25 protein-coding genes are annotated in these 22,520 nt (G+C 64.8%); 11 read left to right on the top strand and 14 right to left on the bottom strand.

Going from position 1 to position 22,520, the window contains the following annotated elements:
* Positions 1-14: 14 nt before the first annotated feature.
* A complete protein-coding gene (recR, locus tag AC5RTE_RS06915) occupies positions 15-614 on the top strand; it encodes a recombination mediator RecR (protein ID WP_256249526.1) in 600 nt (199 codons plus the stop codon).
* Positions 615-709: 95 nt separating this feature from the next.
* Here the strand turns inward: recR and AC5RTE_RS06910 are convergent, their stop codons facing one another.
* The gene (locus AC5RTE_RS06910; RefSeq protein WP_494040651.1) at positions 710-1,843 is read right to left on the bottom strand and encodes an ABC transporter permease; all 1,134 of its coding nucleotides are present in this window, start codon (positions 1,841-1,843) and stop codon (positions 710-712) included.
* Positions 1,840-2,805 (bottom strand): ABC transporter ATP-binding protein, encoded by a 966-nt coding sequence (locus AC5RTE_RS06905; RefSeq protein WP_494040650.1) that lies wholly within the window; start codon positions 2,803-2,805, stop codon positions 1,840-1,842. The genes AC5RTE_RS06910 and AC5RTE_RS06905 overlap by 4 nt, the downstream gene beginning before the upstream one ends.
* A gap of 242 nt (positions 2,806-3,047) precedes the next feature.
* Between AC5RTE_RS06905 and AC5RTE_RS06900 the strand changes: the two genes are divergently transcribed.
* Positions 3,048-4,406 (top strand): aspartate kinase, encoded by a 1,359-nt coding sequence (locus AC5RTE_RS06900; RefSeq protein ID WP_494040649.1) that lies wholly within the window; start codon positions 3,048-3,050, stop codon positions 4,404-4,406.
* A gap of 98 nt (positions 4,407-4,504) precedes the next feature.
* Here AC5RTE_RS06900 and AC5RTE_RS06895 read toward each other — a convergent pair whose 3' ends face one another.
* Positions 4,505-4,720, bottom strand: coding sequence for a hypothetical protein (locus AC5RTE_RS06895; protein ID WP_494040648.1), 216 nt, complete (start codon positions 4,718-4,720; stop codon positions 4,505-4,507).
* A 122-nt stretch (positions 4,721-4,842) separates the two neighbouring features.
* Positions 4,843-5,085 (bottom strand): hypothetical protein, encoded by a 243-nt coding sequence (locus tag AC5RTE_RS06890; RefSeq protein WP_494040647.1) that lies wholly within the window; start codon positions 5,083-5,085, stop codon positions 4,843-4,845.
* Between the two features lie 79 nt (positions 5,086-5,164).
* Here AC5RTE_RS06890 and AC5RTE_RS06885 point away from each other — a divergent pair, with 79 nt between their 5' ends.
* From AC5RTE_RS06885 to AC5RTE_RS06870, 4 genes are all read left to right on the top strand, one after another.
* Positions 5,165-5,668, top strand: a complete 504-nt coding sequence (locus tag AC5RTE_RS06885) for a MarR family winged helix-turn-helix transcriptional regulator (RefSeq protein ID WP_494040646.1) — start codon at positions 5,165-5,167, stop codon at positions 5,666-5,668.
* Positions 5,669-5,759: 91 nt separating this feature from the next.
* Positions 5,760-6,380 carry an SSI family serine proteinase inhibitor gene (locus tag AC5RTE_RS06880; RefSeq protein WP_494040645.1) on the top strand — a complete coding sequence of 207 codons (621 nt, stop codon included), beginning with the start codon at positions 5,760-5,762 and terminating at the stop codon, positions 6,378-6,380.
* Positions 6,349-7,290 carry a 3-methyladenine DNA glycosylase gene (locus AC5RTE_RS06875; RefSeq protein ID WP_494040644.1) on the top strand — a complete coding sequence of 314 codons (942 nt, stop codon included), beginning with the start codon at positions 6,349-6,351 and terminating at the stop codon, positions 7,288-7,290. Before AC5RTE_RS06880 ends, AC5RTE_RS06875 begins: the two co-directional genes overlap by 32 nt.
* Positions 7,287-7,634 (top strand): serine protease inhibitor, encoded by a 348-nt coding sequence (locus tag AC5RTE_RS06870; RefSeq protein ID WP_494040643.1) that lies wholly within the window; start codon positions 7,287-7,289, stop codon positions 7,632-7,634. The genes AC5RTE_RS06875 and AC5RTE_RS06870 overlap by 4 nt, the downstream gene beginning before the upstream one ends.
* An 89-nt stretch (positions 7,635-7,723) precedes the next feature.
* Here the strand turns inward: AC5RTE_RS06870 and AC5RTE_RS06865 are convergent, their stop codons facing one another.
* Both AC5RTE_RS06865 and AC5RTE_RS06860 read right to left on the bottom strand, forming a co-directional pair.
* Entirely contained in the window at positions 7,724-10,828 is a 3,105-nt protein-coding gene (locus tag AC5RTE_RS06865; RefSeq protein ID WP_494040791.1) for a S8 family serine peptidase, read from the bottom strand.
* 278 nt (positions 10,829-11,106) lie between these two features.
* Entirely contained in the window at positions 11,107-11,289 is a 183-nt protein-coding gene (locus AC5RTE_RS06860; protein ID WP_494040642.1) for a hypothetical protein, read from the bottom strand.
* 268 nt (positions 11,290-11,557) lie between these two features.
* Between AC5RTE_RS06860 and purS the strand changes: the two genes are divergently transcribed.
* From purS to AC5RTE_RS06840, 4 genes are all read left to right on the top strand, one after another.
* Positions 11,558-11,809: a phosphoribosylformylglycinamidine synthase subunit PurS gene (purS, locus tag AC5RTE_RS06855; protein ID WP_003798434.1), complete on the top strand. Its 252-nt coding sequence runs from the start codon at positions 11,558-11,560 to the stop codon at positions 11,807-11,809.
* 1 nt (position 11,810) lies between these two features.
* The gene (purQ, locus tag AC5RTE_RS06850) at positions 11,811-12,590 is read left to right on the top strand and encodes a phosphoribosylformylglycinamidine synthase subunit PurQ (protein WP_494040641.1); all 780 of its coding nucleotides are present in this window, start codon (positions 11,811-11,813) and stop codon (positions 12,588-12,590) included.
* Complete coding sequence (purL, locus tag AC5RTE_RS06845; RefSeq protein ID WP_494040640.1) at positions 12,587-14,896, top strand: phosphoribosylformylglycinamidine synthase subunit PurL; 2,310 nt, start codon at positions 12,587-12,589, stop codon at positions 14,894-14,896. Before purQ ends, purL begins: the two co-directional genes overlap by 4 nt.
* Positions 14,897-14,999: 103 nt before the next feature.
* The gene (locus AC5RTE_RS06840; protein WP_494040639.1) at positions 15,000-15,824 is read left to right on the top strand and encodes an SGNH/GDSL hydrolase family protein; all 825 of its coding nucleotides are present in this window, start codon (positions 15,000-15,002) and stop codon (positions 15,822-15,824) included.
* On the opposite strand, the gene AC5RTE_RS06835 is transcribed toward AC5RTE_RS06840, so the two are convergent.
* From AC5RTE_RS06835 to AC5RTE_RS06820, 4 genes are read right to left on the bottom strand one after another with little or no spacing between them, the layout of a single operon-like run.
* A complete protein-coding gene (locus AC5RTE_RS06835) occupies positions 15,825-16,118 on the bottom strand; it encodes a DUF503 domain-containing protein (protein ID WP_494040638.1) in 294 nt (97 codons plus the stop codon).
* Between the two features lie 31 nt (positions 16,119-16,149).
* Positions 16,150-16,467 (bottom strand): putative quinol monooxygenase, encoded by a 318-nt coding sequence (locus AC5RTE_RS06830; RefSeq protein WP_494040637.1) that lies wholly within the window; start codon positions 16,465-16,467, stop codon positions 16,150-16,152.
* Positions 16,464-17,003, bottom strand: coding sequence for a DUF1990 domain-containing protein (locus AC5RTE_RS06825; RefSeq protein WP_494040636.1), 540 nt, complete (start codon positions 17,001-17,003; stop codon positions 16,464-16,466). Before AC5RTE_RS06825 ends, AC5RTE_RS06830 begins: the two co-directional genes overlap by 4 nt.
* Before the next feature lie 26 nt (positions 17,004-17,029).
* Entirely contained in the window at positions 17,030-17,446 is a 417-nt protein-coding gene (locus AC5RTE_RS06820; RefSeq protein WP_494040635.1) for an MmcQ/YjbR family DNA-binding protein, read from the bottom strand.
* Between the two features lie 45 nt (positions 17,447-17,491).
* Between AC5RTE_RS06820 and AC5RTE_RS06815 the strand changes: the two genes are divergently transcribed.
* Positions 17,492-18,520 (top strand): isopenicillin N synthase family dioxygenase, encoded by a 1,029-nt coding sequence (locus AC5RTE_RS06815; protein ID WP_494040634.1) that lies wholly within the window; start codon positions 17,492-17,494, stop codon positions 18,518-18,520.
* A 12-nt stretch (positions 18,521-18,532) separates the two neighbouring features.
* Here the strand turns inward: AC5RTE_RS06815 and AC5RTE_RS06810 are convergent, their stop codons facing one another.
* The 4 genes from AC5RTE_RS06810 to AC5RTE_RS06795 all read right to left on the bottom strand — a co-directional run bounded on the left by AC5RTE_RS06810 (position 18,533) and on the right by AC5RTE_RS06795 (position 22,367).
* On the bottom strand, positions 18,533-18,958 hold the full coding sequence (locus tag AC5RTE_RS06810; RefSeq protein ID WP_494040633.1) for a CoA-binding protein: 426 nt from the start codon (positions 18,956-18,958) through the stop codon (positions 18,533-18,535).
* A gap of 143 nt (positions 18,959-19,101) precedes the next feature.
* A complete protein-coding gene (locus AC5RTE_RS06805) occupies positions 19,102-19,482 on the bottom strand; it encodes a YegP family protein (RefSeq protein ID WP_494040632.1) in 381 nt (126 codons plus the stop codon).
* A gap of 275 nt (positions 19,483-19,757) precedes the next feature.
* The gene (locus AC5RTE_RS06800; RefSeq protein ID WP_307096779.1) at positions 19,758-21,047 is read right to left on the bottom strand and encodes an adenylosuccinate synthase; all 1,290 of its coding nucleotides are present in this window, start codon (positions 21,045-21,047) and stop codon (positions 19,758-19,760) included.
* 258 nt (positions 21,048-21,305) lie between these two features.
* Positions 21,306-22,367, bottom strand: coding sequence for a M14 family zinc carboxypeptidase (locus AC5RTE_RS06795; protein ID WP_494040631.1), 1,062 nt, complete (start codon positions 22,365-22,367; stop codon positions 21,306-21,308).
* Positions 22,368-22,520 lie beyond the last annotated feature (153 nt).

The raw sequence follows: 22,520 nt of genomic DNA, 5'->3' as shown, positions 1-22,520 counted from the left end.
TAAAGAGGAATATCGTGTACGAAGGTGCTGTCCAAGAGCTGATTGACGAGCTTGGACGCCTTCCCGGCGTGGGCCCGAAATCCGCACAGCGGCTGGCGTTCCACATCCTCGAAGCGGACCCGCAGGACATGAAGCGGCTGGTGGAGGCCATCACCTCCGTCAAGGAACGGGTCAAGTTCTGCACCGTCTGCGGCAACGTCACCGAGCAGGAACAGTGCAACATTTGCCGCGATCCACGCCGCGATCCCGCTGTGATCTGCGTGGTGGAGGAATCCAAGGATGTACTTGCGGTGGAACGCACCCGTTCGTTCCGGGGCAGGTACCACGTGCTGGGCGGGGCCATCAATCCGATCGCCGGGATCGGGCCGGAACAGTTACGGATCCGGGAACTCCTGACGCGGTTGAACGACGGCGCCATCCAGGAAGTCATCATCGCCACGGACCCCAACCTGGAAGGGGAAGCAACAGCCACCTACCTGGCCCGGATGCTGAAGACGATCGGAATCACCGTGACCAGGCTCGCGTCCGGGCTGCCGGTGGGCGGGGACCTCGAGTACGCAGACGAGGTCACGCTGGGACGTGCCTTTGAGGGCCGCCGCAACGCCCTGACCTGAGGACTTGGACCACGTGGCTTCCGGGAAGGGGTCGCGCCTGGTTAGGGACTGCGGCTGGACAGGCCCCATCCCTCTTCCGGGTCACGGAGCACGAATCAGGCGATACGCGTACCCCTCGCCAGACGGTGTGCCGGAGTCCGGAGCGAACGCCAGCCGAGCCACATCAGCAGCGCTGCCAGCACGAGCTGCAGGCCAAGGCCCAATGGCCACAGCGGCGTGGCTTGAGCAAGGTATCGCGGCTTTACCTCCCCGTTGGCGCAGGGGTAGGTTCCTTCCGGGCCCGCCATGGCATACCTGGCGCCCTGGCTGACGTTCTCGATCGCGCCAGCAGCCGTGAAACCCTGCTGGCCGGTTCGGTCAGGGTACGGGATAGCGTCAGCCACCACCACGTAAGGGTTCATGGCCAGCAGCCAGGCCACCCGCTCGGTGCGCATGGCACTCTGCTCCTGCAAGGGCCCTGAGCAGGTGTATTCGGGTTCCGCCGGCCCGTTGCGGAGGGGCTCGTACTGCCGGTACTGGGCCTGGTTCGCCATGATCGTTCCTTGGGTGAGACCAGTGCCAAGCCCAAAGGCGATCAGTGTGCCGACGGCCAGCCCCGCCACTGCCAAATAAGTAACCACGATAGAGAACAGCGGCCGGCCGGCAAGAGCGGAAATGCCCACGCCGATTGCACAGACAACACCCACCTCAAGCGCCAGCATCAGCAGGGCCACCAGCACATGGCCTGCGGTCATCCCACCCAGCGCCACTCCGATCACCAGGAACGGGGTGCTTGCCACCAGGAAGGCCAGCGCTGCAGCCCATGCTGCAAAAAACTTGCCCCACAGAATTTGGCCTGGCCGCAGCAGCGTCACCTGGAGGATGGCCAGGGTGCCGCCTGCCCGGTCCCCATTCACCGCGTTGGCAGAAAGTGCCGGAGCAACAAGCAACGCAAACAGCAGGACAAAGGCGAGGACCACCTCGAAAATCATGGAGCCCGGCCCCGGTTCGGGTGCCGGGACCGAGCCCGGGAACTCCCTTTGGGCCGCCTGTGAGGCGTTCCAGCTAGCCCACGTCAGCCAGGTCACCAGCCCTGTGAGGACAAACCAGATGGCCAGCATGATGTACCAGCCGCGGGACCGCAGCCGCTGCTTGAGCTCCAGGACCACGACGTCCCTGACCCCGGGCAGGTAGCCACCAAGTCCCCTGCCGCTGACGGTGTGCTGCCGGTTTTCTGTCGCGTGGCTCATTGCCGCTCCCCTTCGAGGCTCATGTATGTCTCTTCCAGTGCCCCGGAAGCGGGGGCGAAGGAATTGACTCCGACGCCGGCGAGCACCAGGTCGCGCAGCAGCCGCTCGGCGTCGTTATCGCTTGCCAGCGTCAGGCTGAGGGCCGGCCGCCGCCCGTTTTCGTGGCGGAAGGCCACGCCCAGCTCGGTGAGCCTGGCTGCAAGCGCGGCTGTATCTGAGGCGCTGACTGCGTACCGGCGGCCGGCGGCCGCGGCTTCTTCGGTGGTTTGATGCCGGACGGTACGGCCCTTGTTGACGAACACCGCTGCGTCGGCGATTTCATCCAGTTCGCTGAGCACGTGGGACGAGACCACCACGGCTTTGCCCTCCGCGGCGAGTTGCCTCAGCATGATCCTCAGTTCCACGCGGGAACCCGGGTCCAATCCCGAGGCGGGCTCGTCGAGCAGGAGGACGGACGGGTCGTGTATCAGGGCCCGCGCCAGGCTGAGCCGTTGCTGCTGCCCCCGGGACAGCACCCGGGCCGGCTGGTCCGCGAGGCCATCCAGCCGCACACTAGGAAGCATGTCGGAGACCCTCTGCGCTATGCCCTGTGCCGGGAGCCGGTAGAAGCGGGCCATTTGGGTGAGGATCTCCCGGGCGCTCAGCGACCCCCACACTCCCAGGGTGTCCGGCATCCAGCCGAGCCGGCTGCGCACTTCCGCCTGATGCCGGCGCGGATCCAGCCCGCCCACGCTGATAGTGCCCTCATCCGGTGCGAGCAGTGACGCCAGCATGAGCAGCAGCGTTGTTTTGCCTGCCCCGTTCGGACCGATCAACGCCGTTACCTTCCCGGCGGGTGCATGGAAATCCATGTGCTCGACGGCGCGCACCGCGCCGAAGCTGCGGCTCACGGCACGGGCCGTAATGCCATCGTTGGGTTCCGGCCCGTCCGCAGCTTCAGGTAGTTCAGAAATCATGGCCATGTGTTGCACACCTGTCCCCCACAGTATTTTGTTGCATTGTGACAGCCTGAGCGTACGCCCGAGGGGCTTCGGCGCAGGTCCTCCCGGGGGCTGAGATTCGGTCACAATTCAACGCCCGGCCACGCGCGGCGATAAACTGAAACGAGAAGTCGCGCCAACAGCGGCGTTAGTTTTCCAGCGTCTGGGCCAACAGCTTTGCGGCTGCCTGGCCGGACCCCAATTGATCCAGTGAAGGTATGCGCATGAGTACGCCCACTACCGAAGTGCACAACGCAACCCAGCCTCAGGAGCTGCCCGTCGGCGGTGCCGTAACCAAGCAGCTCATCGTGCAGAAGTTCGGCGGCTCTTCTGTCGCGGACGCCGACGGCATCAAGCGGGTCGCCAAACGCGTCGTGGACGCCCAGGTAGCGGGCAACGAAGTGGTTGTGGTGGTCTCGGCCATGGGTGACACCACCGATGAACTGCTGGACCTTGCGGGCCAAGTGACGGACTCAGCCCCCGCCCGCGAAATGGATATGTTGCTGTCAGCCGGCGAGCGCATCTCGATGGCGCTCCTGGCCATGGCCATCAATAAGCTCGGTGCCTCCGCCCAGTCCTTCACCGGTTCCCAGGCCGGGATGATCACTGACGGCATCCACGGCAAGGCCAGGATTATCGACGTCGATCCCCACCGCATCCGCACCGCCCTGGACAAGGGCAATATCGCCATCGTGGCGGGCTTTCAGGGCATGAGCCGGGCCACCAACGAGATCACCACCCTGGGGCGCGGCGGCTCGGACACTACCGCGGTAGCGCTGGCAGCAGCGCTTGAGGCGGACGTCTGCGAGATCTACACGGACGTGGACGGCATTTACACGGCGGATCCGCGCGTGGTCCCCTCAGCCCAGAAGATCGACACGATTTCCAGCGAGGAAATGCTCGAACTCGCAGCTTCGGGAGCCAAGATCCTGCACCTCCGCTGCGTGGAGTACGCCCGCAGGTTTGGCGTGCCGCTGCACGTCCGCTCGTCATTCAGCCAGCACGAAGGCACCTGGGTCATCCCCAGTGCCGAAGACAAGATCACCACACAAGAGGGAGTTGCCTTGGAGCAGCCAATCATCTCCGGCGTCGCACACGACCGTTCCGAAGCCAAGGTCACCGTTGTTGGTGTTCCGGACATCCCGGGCAAGGCGGCCGCGATCTTCCAGGTCATCGCCGATGCCCACTCGAACATTGACATGATCGTGCAGAACGTCTCCACCCACGGCACCGGCCGGACTGATATCTCCTTCACCCTGCCCATCGTGGAAGGAGCCGACGCCTTGGCGGCCCTGCATGCGGCCCAGGACCAGATCGGTTTCGAAACCATCGAGTACAACGAGCAGATTGGCAAGCTCTCCCTGATTGGCGCGGGCATGCGTTCCCACCCGGGCGTCTCCGCAACCTTCTTCAAAGCGCTTTCGGACGCAGGGATCAATATCAACATGATCTCCACATCGGAAATCCGCATCTCGGTTGTAACCCACGCCGATTTCCTGGACGAGGCCGTGCGGGTCATCCACCGGGCCTTTGAGCTCGACAGCGACAACGAAGCCACCGTGTACGGCGGGACCGGCCGCTAAACGGCGCCCAAAACATAAAAGTATGCACTGGCAGGGAACCTGTTTCCTGCCAGTGCATTTTTTATATCCAGGGAGTACGCGCCATGATCCCGCTGGCGTCACGTCTCCTTTTCAAGGTCTTCCCGCCGAACGGCGTAGTGGTGGCCGGCCGAATCGGTTTCCACCACAAAATGCGTGAGCTCCTCCTCCGAGGCCTGCTCAAACTCGTCATGCTTGTGCACCACCGGCAAACTGGAGTCGAGGCGGGCGGCCGGTCCAAAGAAGAAGCGAAGCCGTTCGGTCGCGTTCATAAACCCGCTGAGTACATGTGCCACTGTTTTCCACCCCCTTTCCGCGTGCAGGGAAAGAAGAGCCAGTCCAAAAGGCCACTGCTCCTTACGGAGCCAGTGCCCTTATTTTACGCCCGGGTGCGGGAAAAGGCTCCGCAGCCCAGGTGTCATCGGAGAGACTTGTCGTCCGGATTCCGCGGCACTACATAGGTGCTTCCATCCGGGCGTGTGACGGTTTCCCACTGCTGCGTTTCAGCTTCACGCTGGGCCAGGAGCCGGCGGTTTTCCTCCGTCATGTCATGAAGGAGCGATGAGCGGTTCGCAGGCCCGAAAATGGCCCGCAACTTGCCGGTGGCCCGCATAAACCGCTGCGACGCGTTGTCCTTGCCTGCTGAACTGGCCTTACCCATGAACCGACTCCTTCCGCGAACCATGACTCCTAATTGGAGTGTACGCTAATGATTAGCGCACTAACAATTGGAGGCCCTGATGACCACCGCATCCAGCACTTCCACCTCCACCGGCAAAACGCCTGCCGGCAGGCACAGCCCGGAGGACAATGACCTGCTGCTTGAACACCAGCTCTGCTTCGCCCTGACCGTTGCTTCCCGCAGCGTGGTGGGAGCGTACAAACCGGTGCTTGAGAAACTGAACCTCACCCACCCGCAATACCTGGTGATGCTGTGCCTTTGGGAGTCCAGCCCCCGCACGGTACGGAATATCAGCGAGGCCCTGGCGCAGGAGCCGGCGACCATTTCACCCTTGCTGCGGCGCCTTGAAGCAGCGGGCCTGATCTCCCGACGCCGCGTGGACGGCAACGAGCGCTCGCTCGCCGTCGGCCTCACTCCCGCAGGCGCTGCCCTCCGGCAGGAGGCACTCAACGTGCCCGGCACCATGATGGACCGCCTCGGACTGACCCGAAGCCAGGTCAGTGAGCTGCATGCCGCCATGACCGGCCTCATTGCAGCCACATCCCAGGCCCGGCAGGCTTAGCCGGGGGCCAGGACGGCGGCAGTAGGATGGAATCATGACGGACAGGCCACGAGGCGGGCCCAGTGTGCATTCTGGGGGATTGGCGCAGTTGATGCCATCGGCGGTTTTGCCGCTCCCGCTGCGCTCCTGGAGCGATGCCTACATCCGCATCGCGGCCTTGCTGCTCGCCGCTGTACTGCTGCCCGGCTGCACCCCCAACGAGGGCGGGGGAACTCCTTCAGGCAGCACCTCCCCATCGCCGACCGCTTCCGCCTCCTCCCCTGCGCAGGAGGCCACACCGGCGCCTCCGGAAAGCCTCGACCCGGACGCCGAGTCTTCCGTGCCGGCACCGGCGACCGAGCCCGCCCCGCCGGCATCAGGCCCCGGCCAGGGCAACGCCGAACTGGCCATCGTCTACAAGTCTTCCGCCGGCGAACCGGAGGTCCACTACACACTCGTCTGTCTTGGGGGCGCGCCCGATGCTGAAAGCGAGCACCCCGCTGCGGATGCCGCCTGCGCAGCCCTTCAGGAAAACGCGGCCCTGTTGAATGCCGCGCCGCAACGGGCTGACCAGGCCTGCACTGAACAGTACGGCGGGCCGCAGGAAGCCACCGTCACCGGCGTCGTGGATGGAGTCCCTGTTGATGCTGCCTTTGCCCGCACCAACGGTTGCGAGATCAGCGCCTGGGATGCCGCGAAAGATGTACTTGGTGCAGCCGGTGGAGCAGCTTAGGGTCCTGGCGGCGGACGAGTGGCGGGCCCGCGAGGAAGCCCACCAGCAGCACGTCAGCCGCTATGCAGATCCCTATCTTGCCCGCCGCTCCGCGGGGCAAAAGCATCCGGTGGAGGACTTCCTTTTCACCTACTACACGCAAAAACCCGGCCAGCTCCGCCGCTGGCACCCAGGCGCCGGCGTCGTTCTGGCGGGCCCGGAAGCGGCAGCGCGACGCGGGTGGAAGCATTACCGGATGCTCGACGACGGTGAGCTTGCCTTCCTCAGGTTGCCGCCAGGTTCCACCGCGGTCACCATGGACCGGGACACCTTTGTCACAGATCGCAGGGACGCCGTCGCCTTCGCCGGCATCATCCTGCGTGGAACGGCTGCCCGCCCTGCCCAGTTCGGCTGCTTCGGGCTCCATGAATGGGCGATGGTCTACCACCAGGACCGGTTCGACCTGCGCCACGAGTACCTGCAGCTGCGCCTCGGCCCAGCAGGCACGGACAAGGTGGTGGAGGACAACCGCATCCGATGCAGCCACTTCGACGCGTTCCGTTTCTACACCCCGGATGCCGTTCCGCTGAACGAACTGGCGCCCAGCCGGGAAACCCAGCGGCACCTTGAACAGCCCGGTTGCCTTCACGCCAACATGGACCTGTACAAATGGGCGTACAAGCTCCTTCCCGCCCTGCCCAGCGAACTGGTGATGGACTGCTTTGACCTGTCCTGGCGGATCAGGGCTATGGACATGCAGGCCTCCCCCTATGACCTCACCGAGTGGGGCTACCCTGCCATTCCCATCGAAACCTCCCAGGGCAAGGCCGCCTACGTCGAACACCAGCGGTCCTTCGCGGCCGAGGCGGCCGTATTGAGGGAAAAGCTGGCCCAGGAACTGGCCGCCTTGTCCGGAGGTGGACCGGAATGATCGATTTGACCATTACGCTGCGGGAGAGCCCCGAGGCCGGCGGGCACGAGTTCCGCCTGGTGGCCGAGGCCGGGCACCCCTTGGCCGGAAGCACTCTGCCGGACCCCGCCGCTGCCTTGGCCGCAGTGGAACGGTACGGCGAGGACATCTTCTTCCCGAAGCCCGGGCCCCCCAAGCTGTGCACGCAGCAATACGGCGGGCCGCAGGTCGCAGTGGTGACAGGAACATTTCACGGACGCGCTGTGGAGGCGGTCTTCACCAGGACCGACGGCTGCGAAATCACCCGCTGGAAGACAATGGCCCCTCTGCTCGGTAACACGGCGGGAGCCGCCGGCGCCATCTAGCGCATCGTCCCGCAGCCAGCCAGGACTGCAACAACAGGATCCCCGGACAGTTCAACCGCCCGGGGATCCTGTTCCATAATTGTCGGCTGCTAGCCGGCGGGAACTCCGTCCGCGAGAGCCACCCGCGGCGCCCCGGCAGGAGCGGCGGAGGCGGCGCCCACCTGGACGTTCACCCAGGTGCGGATGCCGTTTTCGCCCAGGCTGAGGCGCGACAGGTAAGCCCCTTCGGACAAGCCCGTCCAGGACAGTGTGGCCGCCGTGGCAGTACCGTTGGGAGCCACGATCGGGTTCGGTTCAACCGTGAGGTTACCCGCGTCCCCGGCAAACGTGACCGCCTGCACGGAGGCGCTGGCCGCCCCGTTGTCCGGTGTGGAGTAGAGGTTGGCCACGATGTAGTAAATGCCGGCCCGCGGCGATTCGAGGTCCAGGAACTCGCTGGCCGAAGCCGTCGCCACCTGTGTTGCCGTCCAACCGCCAGCGGCATTGGGCGCGTAAACCACCATGTCCCAGTCCACGTCATCCGATTGCGCCTGGACGCCCAGTCTGGCGAATGAGGCGCCTGCGGGAACGGTCACCTGGAGCAGGGCATTGTGCGCATCATTTGCCGGTGCGTACTCCCCCGGGGTCTTGGTGATGGCCGTCTGGCTCAGGGGCGCCAAACCTTCAATGCCTACCTTGATGGGGTTATCCGAACCGGACACCAGTTCTATGGTGCCGCTGCCATCACCCGTGGCCGAGCTGAAGGAGAACGACGGGGCGATTTGTGCGTCGACCGGCCGTATGGCGATGGGAGAGCTGACCGTGCGCGGGCCCTTCCAGGTCAGGGTACCGGTGCTGAATTTGCCGACCGGAGCGCTGACGTTCCTGATGGTAAGGGTGACCTCGCGTGTCTGGCCTGCCTTGGCGAAGTTCAACGACTTCGGCTCCACCTGGACGCTGAAGCCGGGCGTTTTGACCTCCGGACGGTACATCCCGGGAACCAGTGCGGTGAGCTGTCGCTTGACCTGGACTTCGCCCACCAGGCTGCCGAGCGCGATGGAAGGCAGGTTCAGGTCGCGTGCTGCAATGGTGCCGGCCTGCGGTGCTCCGGTGTCCACGCCCTGACCGTTGAGGAAGCCGAGCCAGTCCTTGACGCCTGAGTTGTAGACCAGGCCCGGATCCAGGACACGGGTTGAGTCGATGTGGCCTGCGCCGCCCTGGAACGGATCGGTGTTGGCCGAACCGTCAGCGTTCACCAGCGGGTAGGCGGTGGTCATCATGGCTGACTTGACCATGGCAGGGCTCCACTTGGGCTGCTTGCTGAGCACCAGCGCACCGAAGCCGGCGATGTGCGGCGCGGCCATGGAAGTGCCGGACATGAACCCGAACTGGTCACCGTTGTTGCCGATGGTGGAAACACCGGCAAGGACGTTGACGCCTGGCGCAGCGATGTCGGGCTTCAGCAGGTCACCGCCGGAAGCAAGGGTTGGCCCGCGGGACGAGAAGCCGGCGATCTGCGGCGCCGGGGCAGGCGGTTCACCGGTGAGATCACCCTTGACAAGGCTGACGGTCAGCGCAGGATTGGCTTCCAGCTTGGATTTCAGTTCCAGGCTCTTGGGAGCGTTGACGTGGACCGTGGGGATCACGTGGTTGTCCGCGTCTTCGGAGCTGCTGGTGACGTTCACGAGGATCATCCCGACGCCGCCCTTGGCCTGTACTTCCTGGCTCTTGGCCGTCCTGTCCACAACGCCGCGGTCGCAGACCACTACTTTTCCGGCCACTTTGGCTGCGTCGAGCGAACCGGGGCCGCAGAGGTTCGGGTTGGCGGCACCGGCTGCTGCCGCAGCAGCGGCAACGACGACGGGTTTGTCTGCTACCTCAGACTTCATGATCGACGCTCCGCGGTACACCGAGCCGTCGGAGACCTTCACCGTGCCAAGCAGGTCGCTCGGGAAGGTGGAGGCGGCAACCGTGGTGAGCCAGGGTGACGCATGGTTGACCGTGGAGGCTGCAGGGCCGGAGTTGCCGGCGGAAGCGGAAACAAAAACACCTGCGGCCGCAGCGTTGAGGAAGGCCAGCGCCACGGGATCGGTGGTGCTGTTGTTGTTGCCCGATATCGAGTAGTTCAGGACATCCACACCGTCTTTGATGGCGGCTTCCACGGCCTCAACTGAAGCGGAGGAGTAGCAGCCGCCGGTATTGGGGTTGGTGTCCTCCCAGCAGACCTTGTAAACGGAGACCTTTGCGGCGGGGGCAACACCGGAGCTCCTGCCGAATGCGCTGCCGTCGATTACCTGCTCCACGTTCGCGTTGCCGGCTGCGGTGGTGGCGGTGTGGGTGCCGTGGCTCCCGACGTCGACCGGGGAGATCAGCTCTTCCGGCGCGCGGTTCTCCGGCGCCACATACTGAAGGAAGGAATCGGCAAAGTACCTGGCGCCAATCACCTTTGAGTTGCACAGGGAACCGTCGAATGAGGCCCCAGTCCCCTGCCCTTTCTGGCATTCGCCTTTGAAAGTGGTGCCGTCTGCCTTGAGCATGGCGATCCGGCCGTCGGCGGTGCGGTACGGCACGCCAACCTGCGCGGGACCGCTCAGGGGCTGGACGGGATCCCCTTGGAGGAACGGGTTGTCCGGGGCGTAACCGGAGTCGATGACCCCTACCACCACGCCCTTGCCGGCGTTGGCTTCCCCGCCGAATTGCTTGGCCCAGACACCGTCGGGGCCGGTCAGCCTGTTGAAGTCCGTGGTGGTGTAGTCAGGGGCGTTTTCCGTGTCCGGCGCGACCGCCAGGACACGCTTATCCCGGGACAGCTCCATAGCCTGGACAGCTGTCAGTTCGGCACTGAAGCCGTTCAGGGCAGCGGTGAACTGCTTTCCGGGAGTGATGCCCTGGCTGGCAGCGACCTCCCGCTGCTGCTTGCGCAGATGGGCGTCGTAGGCCTTGTAGTTAGGGCTTTCGGCATCCAATTTCCTGCCGTTCTGCGGCCTGGTTGCGCCCAGCCCGGGGGTTTCGCCGTCGTAACCCGCAGCCGCCGCACCGGTAAGGACAACGATGTAGCGGCCGTCCTTGAAGTCGGCGGGATCGGCCTTTTTGGCAGTTATTGCCAGATCCTGTCCGGCCGGCACCGCGGTGGCGGGGCTTATGGCCATCGAGGTGAGGAGAAGGGGCAGGCCCACGGCAAGCGCCGCGGCCTTCCGGAATCCCCCGGCCCGCATGGGGCTCTTTCCAGTTGATATCACTCGCAACCCTTTCACGATGTACCGCCCCGGCCGGATGGGGGGCAGAAACTACGGCCTGGCATGCGAAATTACAGGTTTTGTCATTTCGTTCGACCAGACGATTCATAGAGTACAGACTGATAGCTGAATATGACATAGAACACATGCATGAATTAATCGCCAGTCACACGGCTTGCCCAAAGAGGGGGACGGCATGGAAAAGGGCACCCCGCAGGGCGCCCTTTCATGCGTGGACGGAAGGCGCTGCTGCGCTGCTACCGGGGCGTGCGCACCACGTCGCTGATCCACTGCCGGGTCTTTTCATCCAGCGGTCCCGCAACCCGGTTTTCCCGGGCAAGCCGATCGGCCTTGATCTTTTGGAGAACCATGCGCCCCAGCCCGGCAAATACTGCAGCGGCAACCACGGGCAACAGGACGGATTTCGGTTTCTCAGCCATTCCGTAATCCTAGTGACACCGTAGGGTCAACTCCAGATCTCCGCTGCAAACCGGCGCCGGCCACCCCTTCTGCGGGAGCTTCAGGGCAGGTCGCGGCCCTAAATCCCCCGAATACAGGTTGGCCCCTTCCGGCCGGTAGAATGAACTGGCAAGCTCGCGGAGCGCCCGTCCACAAGGTTGAACACGTGTGTCCTCAACACTTCGGTACGGCGTGAGACGGCACCACTCCGCTGCGCCCTTACCCAAGCTCACGCACAGGAGTTACCGGATGCCCCGGATCGTTGTTGACGTCATGCCCAAGCCCGAGATTCTGGACCCGCAGGGGAAGGCTATCGTCGGCGCCCTCCCCCGGCTGGGTTTCACCAGCTTCAGCTCTGTCCGCCAGGGCAAGCGTTTTGAACTGACGGTCGACGGCGAGGTGACCGAGGACATCCTGGCCCAGGCGCGCGATGCCGCTGAAACCCTGCTGTCCAACCCTGTGATCGAGGATGTCGTCAACGTCGAGGTCGTTGAGGCCTGACATGACTGAACTTCCCCTGATCGGCGGGGCACCCGCCGTTGACGCCTCCGGTGCCCGTCGGCTCGCTGGCGCCCGGATCGGCGTCGTCACCTTCCCCGGGACACTTGATGACCGCGACGCCGCCCGTGCCGTCCGGCTCGCCGGCGGCACCGCCGTTGGGCTCTGGCACGCCGACACCGAACTCGGTGACGTGGACGCCGTCGTGATTCCCGGCGGGTTCTCCTATGGTGACTACCTCCGTGCCGGCGCCATTGCACGTTTCGCGCCCCTGATGTCCAAAATCATCGACGCCGCCAACAGCGATGCCAAGCTTCCCGTGCTCGGCATCTGCAACGGCTTCCAGATCCTCACCGAATCGCACCTGCTGCCGGGTTCAATGATCAAGAACGACCACCTGAAGTTCATGTGCCGCGACCAGGTCCTGCGCGTGGAAAACAGCAACACCGCCTGGACCCTGGACTACCAGGCGGGCCAGGAGATCACTGTGCCGCTGAAGAACCAGGACGGCCAGTACCTCGCGGACGACAAAACCCTGGACGCGCTGGAGGCAGAGGGCCGCGTGGTGTTCCGCTACGTCGGCTTCAACCCGAACGGTTCCCGCCGCGACATCGCCGGCATCTCCAACACAGCCGGCAACGTGGTGGGCCTCATGCCGCACCCCGAGCACGCCGTGGAGGCAGGGTTCGGCCCAGAATCGCTGGACGGCGTGGGCGGGTCCGACACCGACGGCCTGGGTTTCTTCACCTCCGTACTGACCAAGATTGTGGGAGGCGACAAGTGAGCATCGACACCACCAAAAAGTTCAACATCGACACCGTCGAGAACGCCGCGAAAACTCCGGACACTGAGCTGCCCTGGGCCGAATTGGGCCTCAAGCAGAACGAGTTTGACGAGATCGTCAAGGTCCTGGGCCGGCGCCCCACCGGCGCCGAGCTGGCCATGTACTCCGTCATGTGGAGCGAGCACTGCTCCTACAAATCCTCCAAAAACCACCTGCGCCAGTTCGGCGAGAAGGTGACCCAGGAGATGAAGAAGGACATGCTGGTGGGCATCGGCGAAAACGCCGGCGTGACCAACCTTGGGGACGGCTGGGCCGTGACCTTCAAGATCGAATCGCACAACTCGCCGTCGTTCGTTGAGCCCTACCAGGGCGCCGCGACCGGCATCGGCGGCATCGTCCGCGACATCATCTCCATGGGCGCCCGCCCGGTTGCCGTTATGGATCCCCTCCGTTTCGGTGCCATCGACCACCCGGACACGGCACGCGTGATGCACGGCGCAGTGGCCGGCATCGGCGGCTACGGCAACTCCCTCGGCCTGCCGAACATCGGTGGCGAAATGGTGTTCGACTCGGTATACCAGGGCAACCCGCTGGTCAACGCCCTCGCAGTGGGCGTCATGCGCCACGAGGACATCCGGCTGGCCAACGCCTCCGGCAAGGGCAACAAAGTGGTCCTGTTCGGCGCCCGCACCGGCGGTGACGGCATCGGCGGCGCCTCCGTGCTGGCCTCCGAATCCTTCGACGACACCAAGCCCTCCAAGCGTCCGGCCGTTCAGGTCGGTGACCCCTTCGCTGAGAAGGTCCTGATCGAGTGCTGCCTGGAGCTCTTCAAGGGCTCCCTCGTGGACGGCATCCAGGACCTCGGCGCCGCCGGCATCTCCTGCGCTACTTCCGAGCTGGCCTCAAATGGCGACGGCGGCATGGCCGTTGAGCTGACCTCCGTGCTGCTGCGCGACCCCACCCTGACTCCGGGCGAAATCCTGATGTCCGAGTCGCAGGAGCGCATGATGGCCGTGGTCACTCCAGAGAACGTGGAAGCGTTCGAAGCGGTCATGGACAAGTGGGCTGTGGAGTACGCCTGGCTGGGCGAGGTGACGGACAGCGGCCGCCTCATCATCACCTGGGAAGGCGAGGTGATTGTCGACGTCGATCCCCGCACCGTGGCACACGACGGACCGGTTTACGACCGCCCGTTCGCCCGTCCCGAGTGGCAGGACGCCGTGCAGGCTGACGCCTTCACGGGTTCCGTACAGGACGCCGGCAGGCCGTCCGCCCCGGCCGAACTGGCCAAGGCCGTCACCGAGCTGGTGGCATCGCCCAACATGTGCTCGAAGTCCTGGATCACCAACCAGTACGACCGCTACGTTGGCGGCAACACCTCCATGGCGTTCCCTGACGACGCCGGTGTGGTCCGGGTAGACGAGGAAACCGGTTTGGGCGTGGCCCTGGCCACTGACGCCAACGGCCGCTACACCTACCTCGATCCCTACCATGGTGCACAGCTGGCGTTGGCGGAGGCCTACCGGAACGTCGCAACCTCCGGCGCGGTCCCGATGGCCGTCAGCGACTGCCTGAACTTCGGCTCGCCCGAGGACCCGGACGTCATGTGGCAGCTCGCCGAAGCCATCCGCGGCCTGTCTGACGCCTGCATGGTGCTGGGCATCCCGGTCACCGGCGGCAACGTCTCCCTGTACAACCAGACCGGCACCACGCCGATCCACCCCTCCCCCGTGGTGGCAGTCCTGGGCAAGCTCGACGACGTCGCCCGCCGCACGCCGTCAGGGTGGCGGGAAGACGGCCAGGCCATTTACCTGCTGGGCACCACCGCTGCGGAGCTGGACGGCTCCGAATGGGCGAACATGCGCGGCCACCTGGGCGGCCTGCCTCCCAAGGTAGACCTCGACGCCGAACGCGCGCTGGGCGAAATCCTGATCAACGCCTCGCGCGACGGCATGATCGACTCCGCCCACGATCTCTCCGAGGGCGGCCTCGCCGCAGCCCTGGTGGAGTCCTCGCTGCGCTACGGCGTTGGCGCCCGGATCGCCCTCCAGGACGTTCTGGACCGCGACGGCGTGGACCTGTTCACGGCGCTCTTCTCCGAGTCCCAGGGCCGCGCTGTTGTGGGCGTCCCACGGTCGGAGGAAGTCCGCTTCACCGACATGTGCACCGCCCGCGGCTTCGCGCACACCCGCATCGGCGTGGTGGACGCAGCCAGCGGCACCCTGGAGATCAACGGCGTGGCCGGCCTGTCGCTGGACGCCCTCCGCGAAGCCCACGAGGCCACGCTGCCGAAGCACTTCGGCTAGTACCCACGCCACCGCCGGACACCGCGGTGGTTACGGAAACCAGATGTTCCCCCGTGCGGGAATGGACCTCCGTAACCACCGCGGTTTCCGCTTTAATCGTCCTGTGGGCAAGGCGGGAAAGTTCCTCAGCGTCCTTCTGTTGCCGATCCTTGTCCTGGTTGCCGCAGCACCAACACCACGGTCAGGACCCCAAGCCGCGTATCCGCACAGCATGGCTGCCCTCGGGGACTCCATCACGCAGGCCCACAACGCATGCTGTACCCACGGCGACCAACCCGCACTGTCCTGGTCCACCGGCGGCGGCCAGGGTGACGGGATCACCAGCCACTACGAACGGCTGCTCCAACTGACGCCCGGCATCCAGGGAAATACGTTCAACAACGCCGTCAGCGGGGCGAAGGTTTCCGACCTGCCCCGGCAGGCGGCGGCCGCCGTGGCACAGCAGGTCGAGTATGTAACGATCCTGATGGGCGCCAACGACTTGTGCGCGTCATCAGTGGACAACATGACGCCGATCGAAGACTTCAGGACACGCGTCGCCGAGGCGCTGACCATCTTGGACCAGGCGCGGCCGCGCCCGCAGGTGGCAGTCAGCAGCATTCCCAACATCTACCAGTTGTGGAGTGTCCTGCATGGCGAACCGGCAGCAGCGTCTGCCTGGGCCGCAGGACGGACATGCCAGTCGATGCTGGCGGATTCCAACACTGAGGAGATGCGCAGCCAGGTAATGGAACGGGAACTCGCGTTCAACGCCGTCCTAGCTGAGGTTTGCGGGGACTACACGAACTGCCGGAGCGACGGCGGCGCGGTCTACAACTACAACTTCAGCGCCGCCGACATCAGCGTGCGGGACTACTTCCACCCGAGCCTCCGGGGGCAGGCCATACTGGCGGAGATCACATGGAACGCAGCCTCGGAACGGCGGTGATCAGTCCTCGCTGTGGTGTTCCCGCTGCCTTGCGCTGAGCAGTTCGATTTCGGGCCGCCCCGCAACAAGGCGTTCGACGGCGTCAAGCACCTCCACGAGGTGCGCCCGGTCCGCTGCCACCAGGCCTGCCCCCACCTGGGAGCGCCGGTACTGGTCGTGAAACCCCACCTCGGCGACGGAGACGTCGTACCGGCGCTTGATTTCAGCGAGCAGGGGCCTGATGACGGAGCGCTTCTCCTTCAGGCTTTGGACGTCGCCCAGGAGAATGTCGAATTCGATCCAGCCGATCCACATGGCTTCAGCCTAGCGAAATACGCCCATACGGCTAGATGGTGAGCTCACCCATCCGGTCCCAGCCTTCGCCGTCGAGCTGCCGGCTGATAATGCGCGGAGTCTCGGCGAGGGCTTGGGGCATATCAGCCATGGCCTGCTTGAAGTGGACGCTGTTGACATGGGCTCCTGCGGCGTCGTCCTTGAAGGCCTCCACCAGGACGTACTCGTTCGGGTCCTCCAGGCTGCGGGACCAGTCAAACCATAGATTGCCGGGCTCCTGCCGGGTTGCCTCGGTGAAGCCGGCCACCAGGGCGGGCCAGCGCTCCGACCATTCGGGCTTGACCTTGAACTTAACGACGATAAAAATCACGGGGACATTCCTTCCGCAGCGAGTTGGCGTGCCCCTTCAATGTACCGGGAAGTAACGTGCCGCTGCGCTGCACGGGTGACCGGGGCGCCCGCCGCGTAAAACCAACTGCCGGGTTTGCTGAAGGCCCGGATTCGAAGCAGAACTCCGGCATCTGCGTTGATCTCCACTTCAAACGATTCTTCACCCCGGGCAGGATGGCCACGCAGGGCGCCGTATCCGAATCCTGCCGATTGCGGAATGCCCGCCGGCAGGGGTTCCCGGACCCACACCACCTCGCACGGCGCTTTCAACCGGAAGGGTCCCACACCGAAGCCGCTCACCACCCGCGCTCCAGGCACCACACGCGGCGAATCCGTGCGGACGCGCAGGCCGGCCCGCCGCTGCAGCTCCCACGACAGGATGCCGGCGGCGACCCGCCGGTACACATCCAGGCCGCTGCCGAGGGGAACCTCCTTCAGTACTATGGCGTAGCCTTCCGGCGCCGCGCCGTGCTCTGTTCCCCCGACGCAGGGGTAGTCGAGGCCGCCGCGGTTCACACCGCCGCCTGCCGTGCGCCTGGATCTCAAGGGCTGCCGCCCCCGGCACCTGCAAGCCGCGCCCACCCCAGCTGCTCCTGCTGTTTCCTGCTGAGCCCTGCCACCACCAGGTCGTAGGAGTCCTCCACCATGTCCCTGACCATGGCGTCCGGCAGCCGGCCATCCAGGCGGACGCCGTTCCAGTGCACCTTGTTCATGTGCCACGCCCCGGTGATTTCAGGATGCGCTGCGCGGAGTTGGACAGCCAAAGCCGGGTCACACTTGAGGTTCACGTAAAGGTCGTCTGCGTCGAGCGACGACAAGGCAAAAAGCTTGGCCCCACGGCGGGCGCCGCCGGCAACGTCTGCCCGGACCTTGAACACGGCGGTCTCCGGCCCGAAGGGGTAATCCTCGTACGCGCCCGGGAACGAGAGGCAGATCTTTCTGAGTGCAGCGGGGTCCATGCAGGAAGCCTATAAAGCCGGCTCCTCCGGTGCTAGTCTGCGAGGATGTCACACGATGAGGCTGCCATTCCTGTTCTGGACCTGGGCACGGCACGGCAGGCGGACGGCTCCTTCAACCCGGACTTCATCGAGCAGCTGCGGCACGCGACGCACAGCGTAGGCTTCTTCCAGATCACCGGGTACGGCGCGGCGCCCGGCCAGCCCGAACACCTCCTGGACGTGATCCGGCGGTTCTTTTCACTGCCGCTGGAGGAGAGGATGAGGCTGGACAACCGGCTCTCACCCCATTTCCGCGGTTACACCCGCATGGGCACCGAGGTAACCCAGGGTCGGGCGGACGCCCGCGAGCAGATCGACTACTCCCCGGAGCGCGAACCGGTTCCGGACTACCCGCCGGACAAACCCTACTGGCTGCTTCAAGGCCCGAACCTCTGGCCCGGTGACTCTTTTCCGGAGCTCGAGCCGGCGGCCATGGAATGGGCTGAACTGATGTCCGCGGTGGGAATGCAGCTGCTCCGGGCCATCGCCGTGTCCCTGCACCTGCCGGAGGACTATTTTGACGAGCCATTCCGGGGTTCTCCCGCCTGGATGGGCAAGCTGGTCCACTACGTAGGCGGAGTAGTGGAAGCCGCGGGTAACCAGGGCGTGGGTTCACACGCGGACTACGGCTTCGTCACCCTCCTGCTGCAGGACAGTGTGGGCGGGCTTGAGGTGCTGCCGCCCGGGGCCACTGAGTGGGCGCAGGTGGAGCCTATTCCGGGAGCACTGGTGGTGAACCTGGGCGAGATGCTGGAGGTAGCCACGGAAGGCTACCTGGTGGCCACCATCCACCGGGTACAGGCACCGCCTCCTGGCGTCGACAGGTATTCCGTCCCGTTTTTCTGGTCCCCCCGGCTGGATGCGGTGATCGGAACCGTTCCCCTGCCGCCCGAGCTGAAGGCTGAAGCGAGGGGCATCTCCGATGACCCCGCCAACCCGCTCCTGGCGTCGTTCGGGATGAACATGCTCAAAGGCAGGATGCGCGCCCACCCCGACGTCACCGGGCGGCACTACCCGGAGCTTCTGAAGGGCTGAAGCGCCGGCCCGTCAAAGGTTGTATTTCCAGGCCTGCTGGGCGGGACAGGTGTCCATCACTACGTCGAGGCCTGCAGCTCTGGCACGCTCGGCAGCATCCTCGTCGATGACCCCGAGTTGCAGCCACACCGCCTTCGCACCCACGGCAATCGCCTGGTCCACCACCTCCCCCACCTTCTGGGAGTTCACGAAGCAGTCCACGACGTCGATGGGGCGCTTTTCAGCCGGAATGTCAGCCAGGCTGCGGTAGCCTTCTTCCCCGTGCACAGGCTCCCCCGGCAGGTTGACCGGGATGATCTCCATACCCAGGCGGTCCCGGATGAACAGCGACGTATCGTAGGCGGCACGCCATTCATTAGTGGTGAGGCCGACGATGGCCCACCGTCCTTTGGTTCGCATCAGGCGTTCGACGACGGCCGGATCATTTTTGTGCGCCATGCGCCTAGCCTACGTGGCCGGGAAGACATGCGGTGCCAGCGGGCCGTGCCGTGGCGGCTACCGCTACCTAGGGGTAATCGCTGCAGGGTAAGCAAGGGTTACGCCCTGCAGGAACAACTTCAAAAACTATTCGGGATTTACCTTCAACGGGCGATTGCCGTGGTCCAGCGGGGCTTGCTCCCCTGCCGGTGGAGTCCCTTTGCCAGCACGAAGGTGTGCCCGGCACGTACGCGCCGGTCTTCGCAGCCAGCCTTGGCCGCTGCCGCAGCAACAGGGGCGCCCTCCACCAGCTCATGAGCCGTAGCGGGTGCCGCACCCGGTGCCGGACGCGCGACAAATCCGGCAGGGCAAAGGTCCGTGACCAACCCTGTGCCGGCGCACTCCCGGACTGCGGCAATTCCGGCAGCGAGGGCCGCCTTGTCCTGGAAGGGGCCGGAGACTGCCATCACTTCGCCATCCGGCGCCAGCAGCCGGAACCTGAAGTACGACTCCGGATCAAGAAAAGCTTCGAACTTTCCAGCCATCACGAATCCTTCCGTTTTGTGTGTCCTGCCCTGCCTGCAGGTCTGGAGGGCGGCGTCGTCGGCGCCCCGCCGGTCCGGGCGCATGGTCGGCCCTTCGTCGGCGGCTCTGGCCAAAAATGGGTGAACAGGTCACCGGCTGTACCAAAGAGTCTCACCGCTGCGCCTGCGGCCTGGCTAGACCGGCCGCGTAAACCTTGTGTAAATTGCCGGGGCGGCCAAACGACGGCGGCGGGCCACCTTCATAAGGTGGCCCGCCGCAAGTACGTGCTGAAGTGTTAGTCGTTGATCAGATCGTTGACCACAATGGTCTGGTCCCGGTCCGGACCAACACCGATGGCGGAGAACCGGGTGCCGGACAACTTCTCCAAGGCCAGCACGTAGTTGCGTGCGTTTTCCGGCAGGTCCGCGAGGGTGCGTGCACCGGTGATGTCCTCGGTCCAGCCCTCGAAGTATTCGAAGATCGGCACGGCGTGGTGGAACTCCGTCTGCGTCATGGGCATCTCATCGTGGCGCACGCCATCCACGTCGTAGGCCACGCACACCGGGATCTGCTCAATGCCGGTGAGTACGTCCAGCTTGGTGACGAAGTAGTCCGTGAAGCCGTTGACGCGGGAGGCATGGCGGGCCAGGACGGCGTCGTACCAGCCGCAGCGGCGCGGCCGTCCGGTGTTGACACCGAATTCACCGCCGGTCTTCTGCAGGTACAAGCCCATGTCGTCGAACAGCTCGGTGGGGAACGGGCCGGCACCAACGCGGGTGGTGTACGCCTTGATGATGCCGATGGAGCGGGAAATGCGGGTAGGGCCAATGCCCGAACCCACGGAGGCGCCGCCGGCGGTGGGGTTCGATGAGGTAACGAACGGGTAGGTGCCGTGGTCCACGTCCAGGAACGTTGCCTGGCCGCCTTCCATCAGGACCACCTTGCCCTCGTCAAGGGCGGTGTTCAGGACCAGGGTGCTGTCGATGACCAGGGGCCGGAGCCGTTCGGCGAAGGACAGGAAGTACTCAACGATCTCGTCCACCAGCACGCCGCGGCGGTTGTAGACCTTGACCAGAAGTTCGTTCTTCTGCCGCAGCGAACCTTCCACCTTCTGGCGCAGGATCGACTCGTCGAAAACGTCCTGGACCCGGATACCCAGGCGGGCCACCTTGTCCATATAGGCAGGCCCGATGCCGCGCCCCGTGGTTCCGATGGCACGGCTTCCCAGGAAGCGTTCCGTCACCTTGTCCAGCACCTGGTGGTACGGGGCGACGAGGTGCGCGTTGGCAGAGACGCGAAGCTTGGAGGTGTCGGCGCCGCGGGCTTGGAGGCCTTCGATCTCCTGGAAGAGTGCCTCGAGGTTGACCACGCAGCCATTGCCGATGATGGGTACTGCGTTGGGGCTAAGGATGCCTGCCGGAAGCAGCTTGAGCTCGTATTTTTCACCGCCTACGACGACGGTGTGCCCGGCGTTGTTGCCGCCGTTGGGTTTGACAACGTAGTCAACACGGCCGCCCAGCAGGTCGGTCGCCTTGCCTTTTCCTTCGTCGCCCCATTGGGCTCCTACGATCACAATTGCTGGCATGGGATCCTCCCCCATTCGTTCGGGCTGCCCCTGCCCGGCCAAAGGTGGCGGGCCTGGTGCAGCGCCGTTCATGAGAACGCCCCGAATGGACCGGCCTTCGCTGGTCTGCGCGGCAGCACAGCGACGCAAGAGTTCCGGGGCTCTTACCACCCAAGTTTAGCCGATCAGGGACTTTGTCCACTCGTTGGGCTGCTGCGGTCCTTCTTGCCGGGTAACGGACCCGGTGGGAAGGACCGCAGCAGGTTGTCAGCGGTGACGCTATTCGTCGTCGGCTTCCTCACCCGGACGGGAAGTCTGGGTGGCGAGGCTGTCCCAGAAGGAAGTGTCGGCGTCGGCAATGGATCCGTCCGCTATCGCGGCGGCGGTGGCGGTCAGGGTGGTGACCGTCTGCTTGATCAGGTAGCCGTTGCTGCGGAGCCCCAGGGCGTAGCCATCGAGGTAGTGGTCGGACATTCCGCGCATTTCAAAGAGCAGGGTGGCGATGTCGTATTCCACGGCGATGCCGTTGCGGCTGATGGTTTCGGCGCTGCCGCCCACGTACTTGCCGAGGTGTCCCCAGCCAGTGGAGTCGACGTTCTCGAAAACGACCGCGCCCAGCTGCTTGGACTTCTCGACGACTGCCGGATCGGCGTTCGGTGTGGTGGGGTACAGGATGGACCCGGACACCAGTTCGCCGTCGCGCTGGCTTCGGGTGCCCTGGTGGTGCAGGTCGATCATGTAGTCGATCTTGTGCTTGCGCATCACGTTGTTATGCAGCGCCTGGGTTTCCGGCTGGACTTTGGCTACATGGTCCCGGTTAAGATCCACCTCTTCGGCGTTGTACCGCGTCATGTTGCGGTCGCCTTTCGCCAAGTAGTCGTCCAGCGGGAAGTTCACGTCTCCCATGGCGCCGTCCGCGTTGAGCATCGGCACAATGAGGATGTTCACGCCGTCGAGAATGTCCCCGGACTTTCCGGTGCCCAGGTGTTTGACGAATTCCAGGGCGCCTTCGGTGGTGAGCTGTTCGTTGCCGTGCTGCTGCGTCAGGTACAGGATGGTGGGCTTGGCCGGGTCCGAGATGTATTTGACCAGGTGGATGTCCCGGCCTTTTACGGTCTGGCCGATGACCTCCAGTTCCATGGCCGACTGGCGGGCGTCCTGGTCTTTCAGGAAAGACACCATCTGGTCATAAGAGGCCAGCTTCGATGTGGTGATCTGGCCGTTGCCGTCGTAGTTGGGGCCTTCGCCCACGGCGAGGGCCGGGGCTGGTGCGGCCACAACGGCCAGGGCAAGGGCTCCCGTAACGGCCAGGGTCTTGAAGGTTGCCAGGGTTTTTTTCACGGTGCGGTACCTCTTTCGAGTGCTTTGGGTGTGACAGCCCGCCGTGTCACCCATCACAGGCTGTGACAGAAGCCAACCAACCTGAACGAACGGTGTCAATGGACATAACAGGAATGCGCAGCCAGTTATTACGTTTTGTAAGCGGATGCCGTC

It is taken from the genome of Arthrobacter sp. K41 (assembly GCF_059089645.1).
Note: the sequence above shows the minus strand (reverse complement) of the source record. Positions and strands in the feature narration are given on the sequence as shown.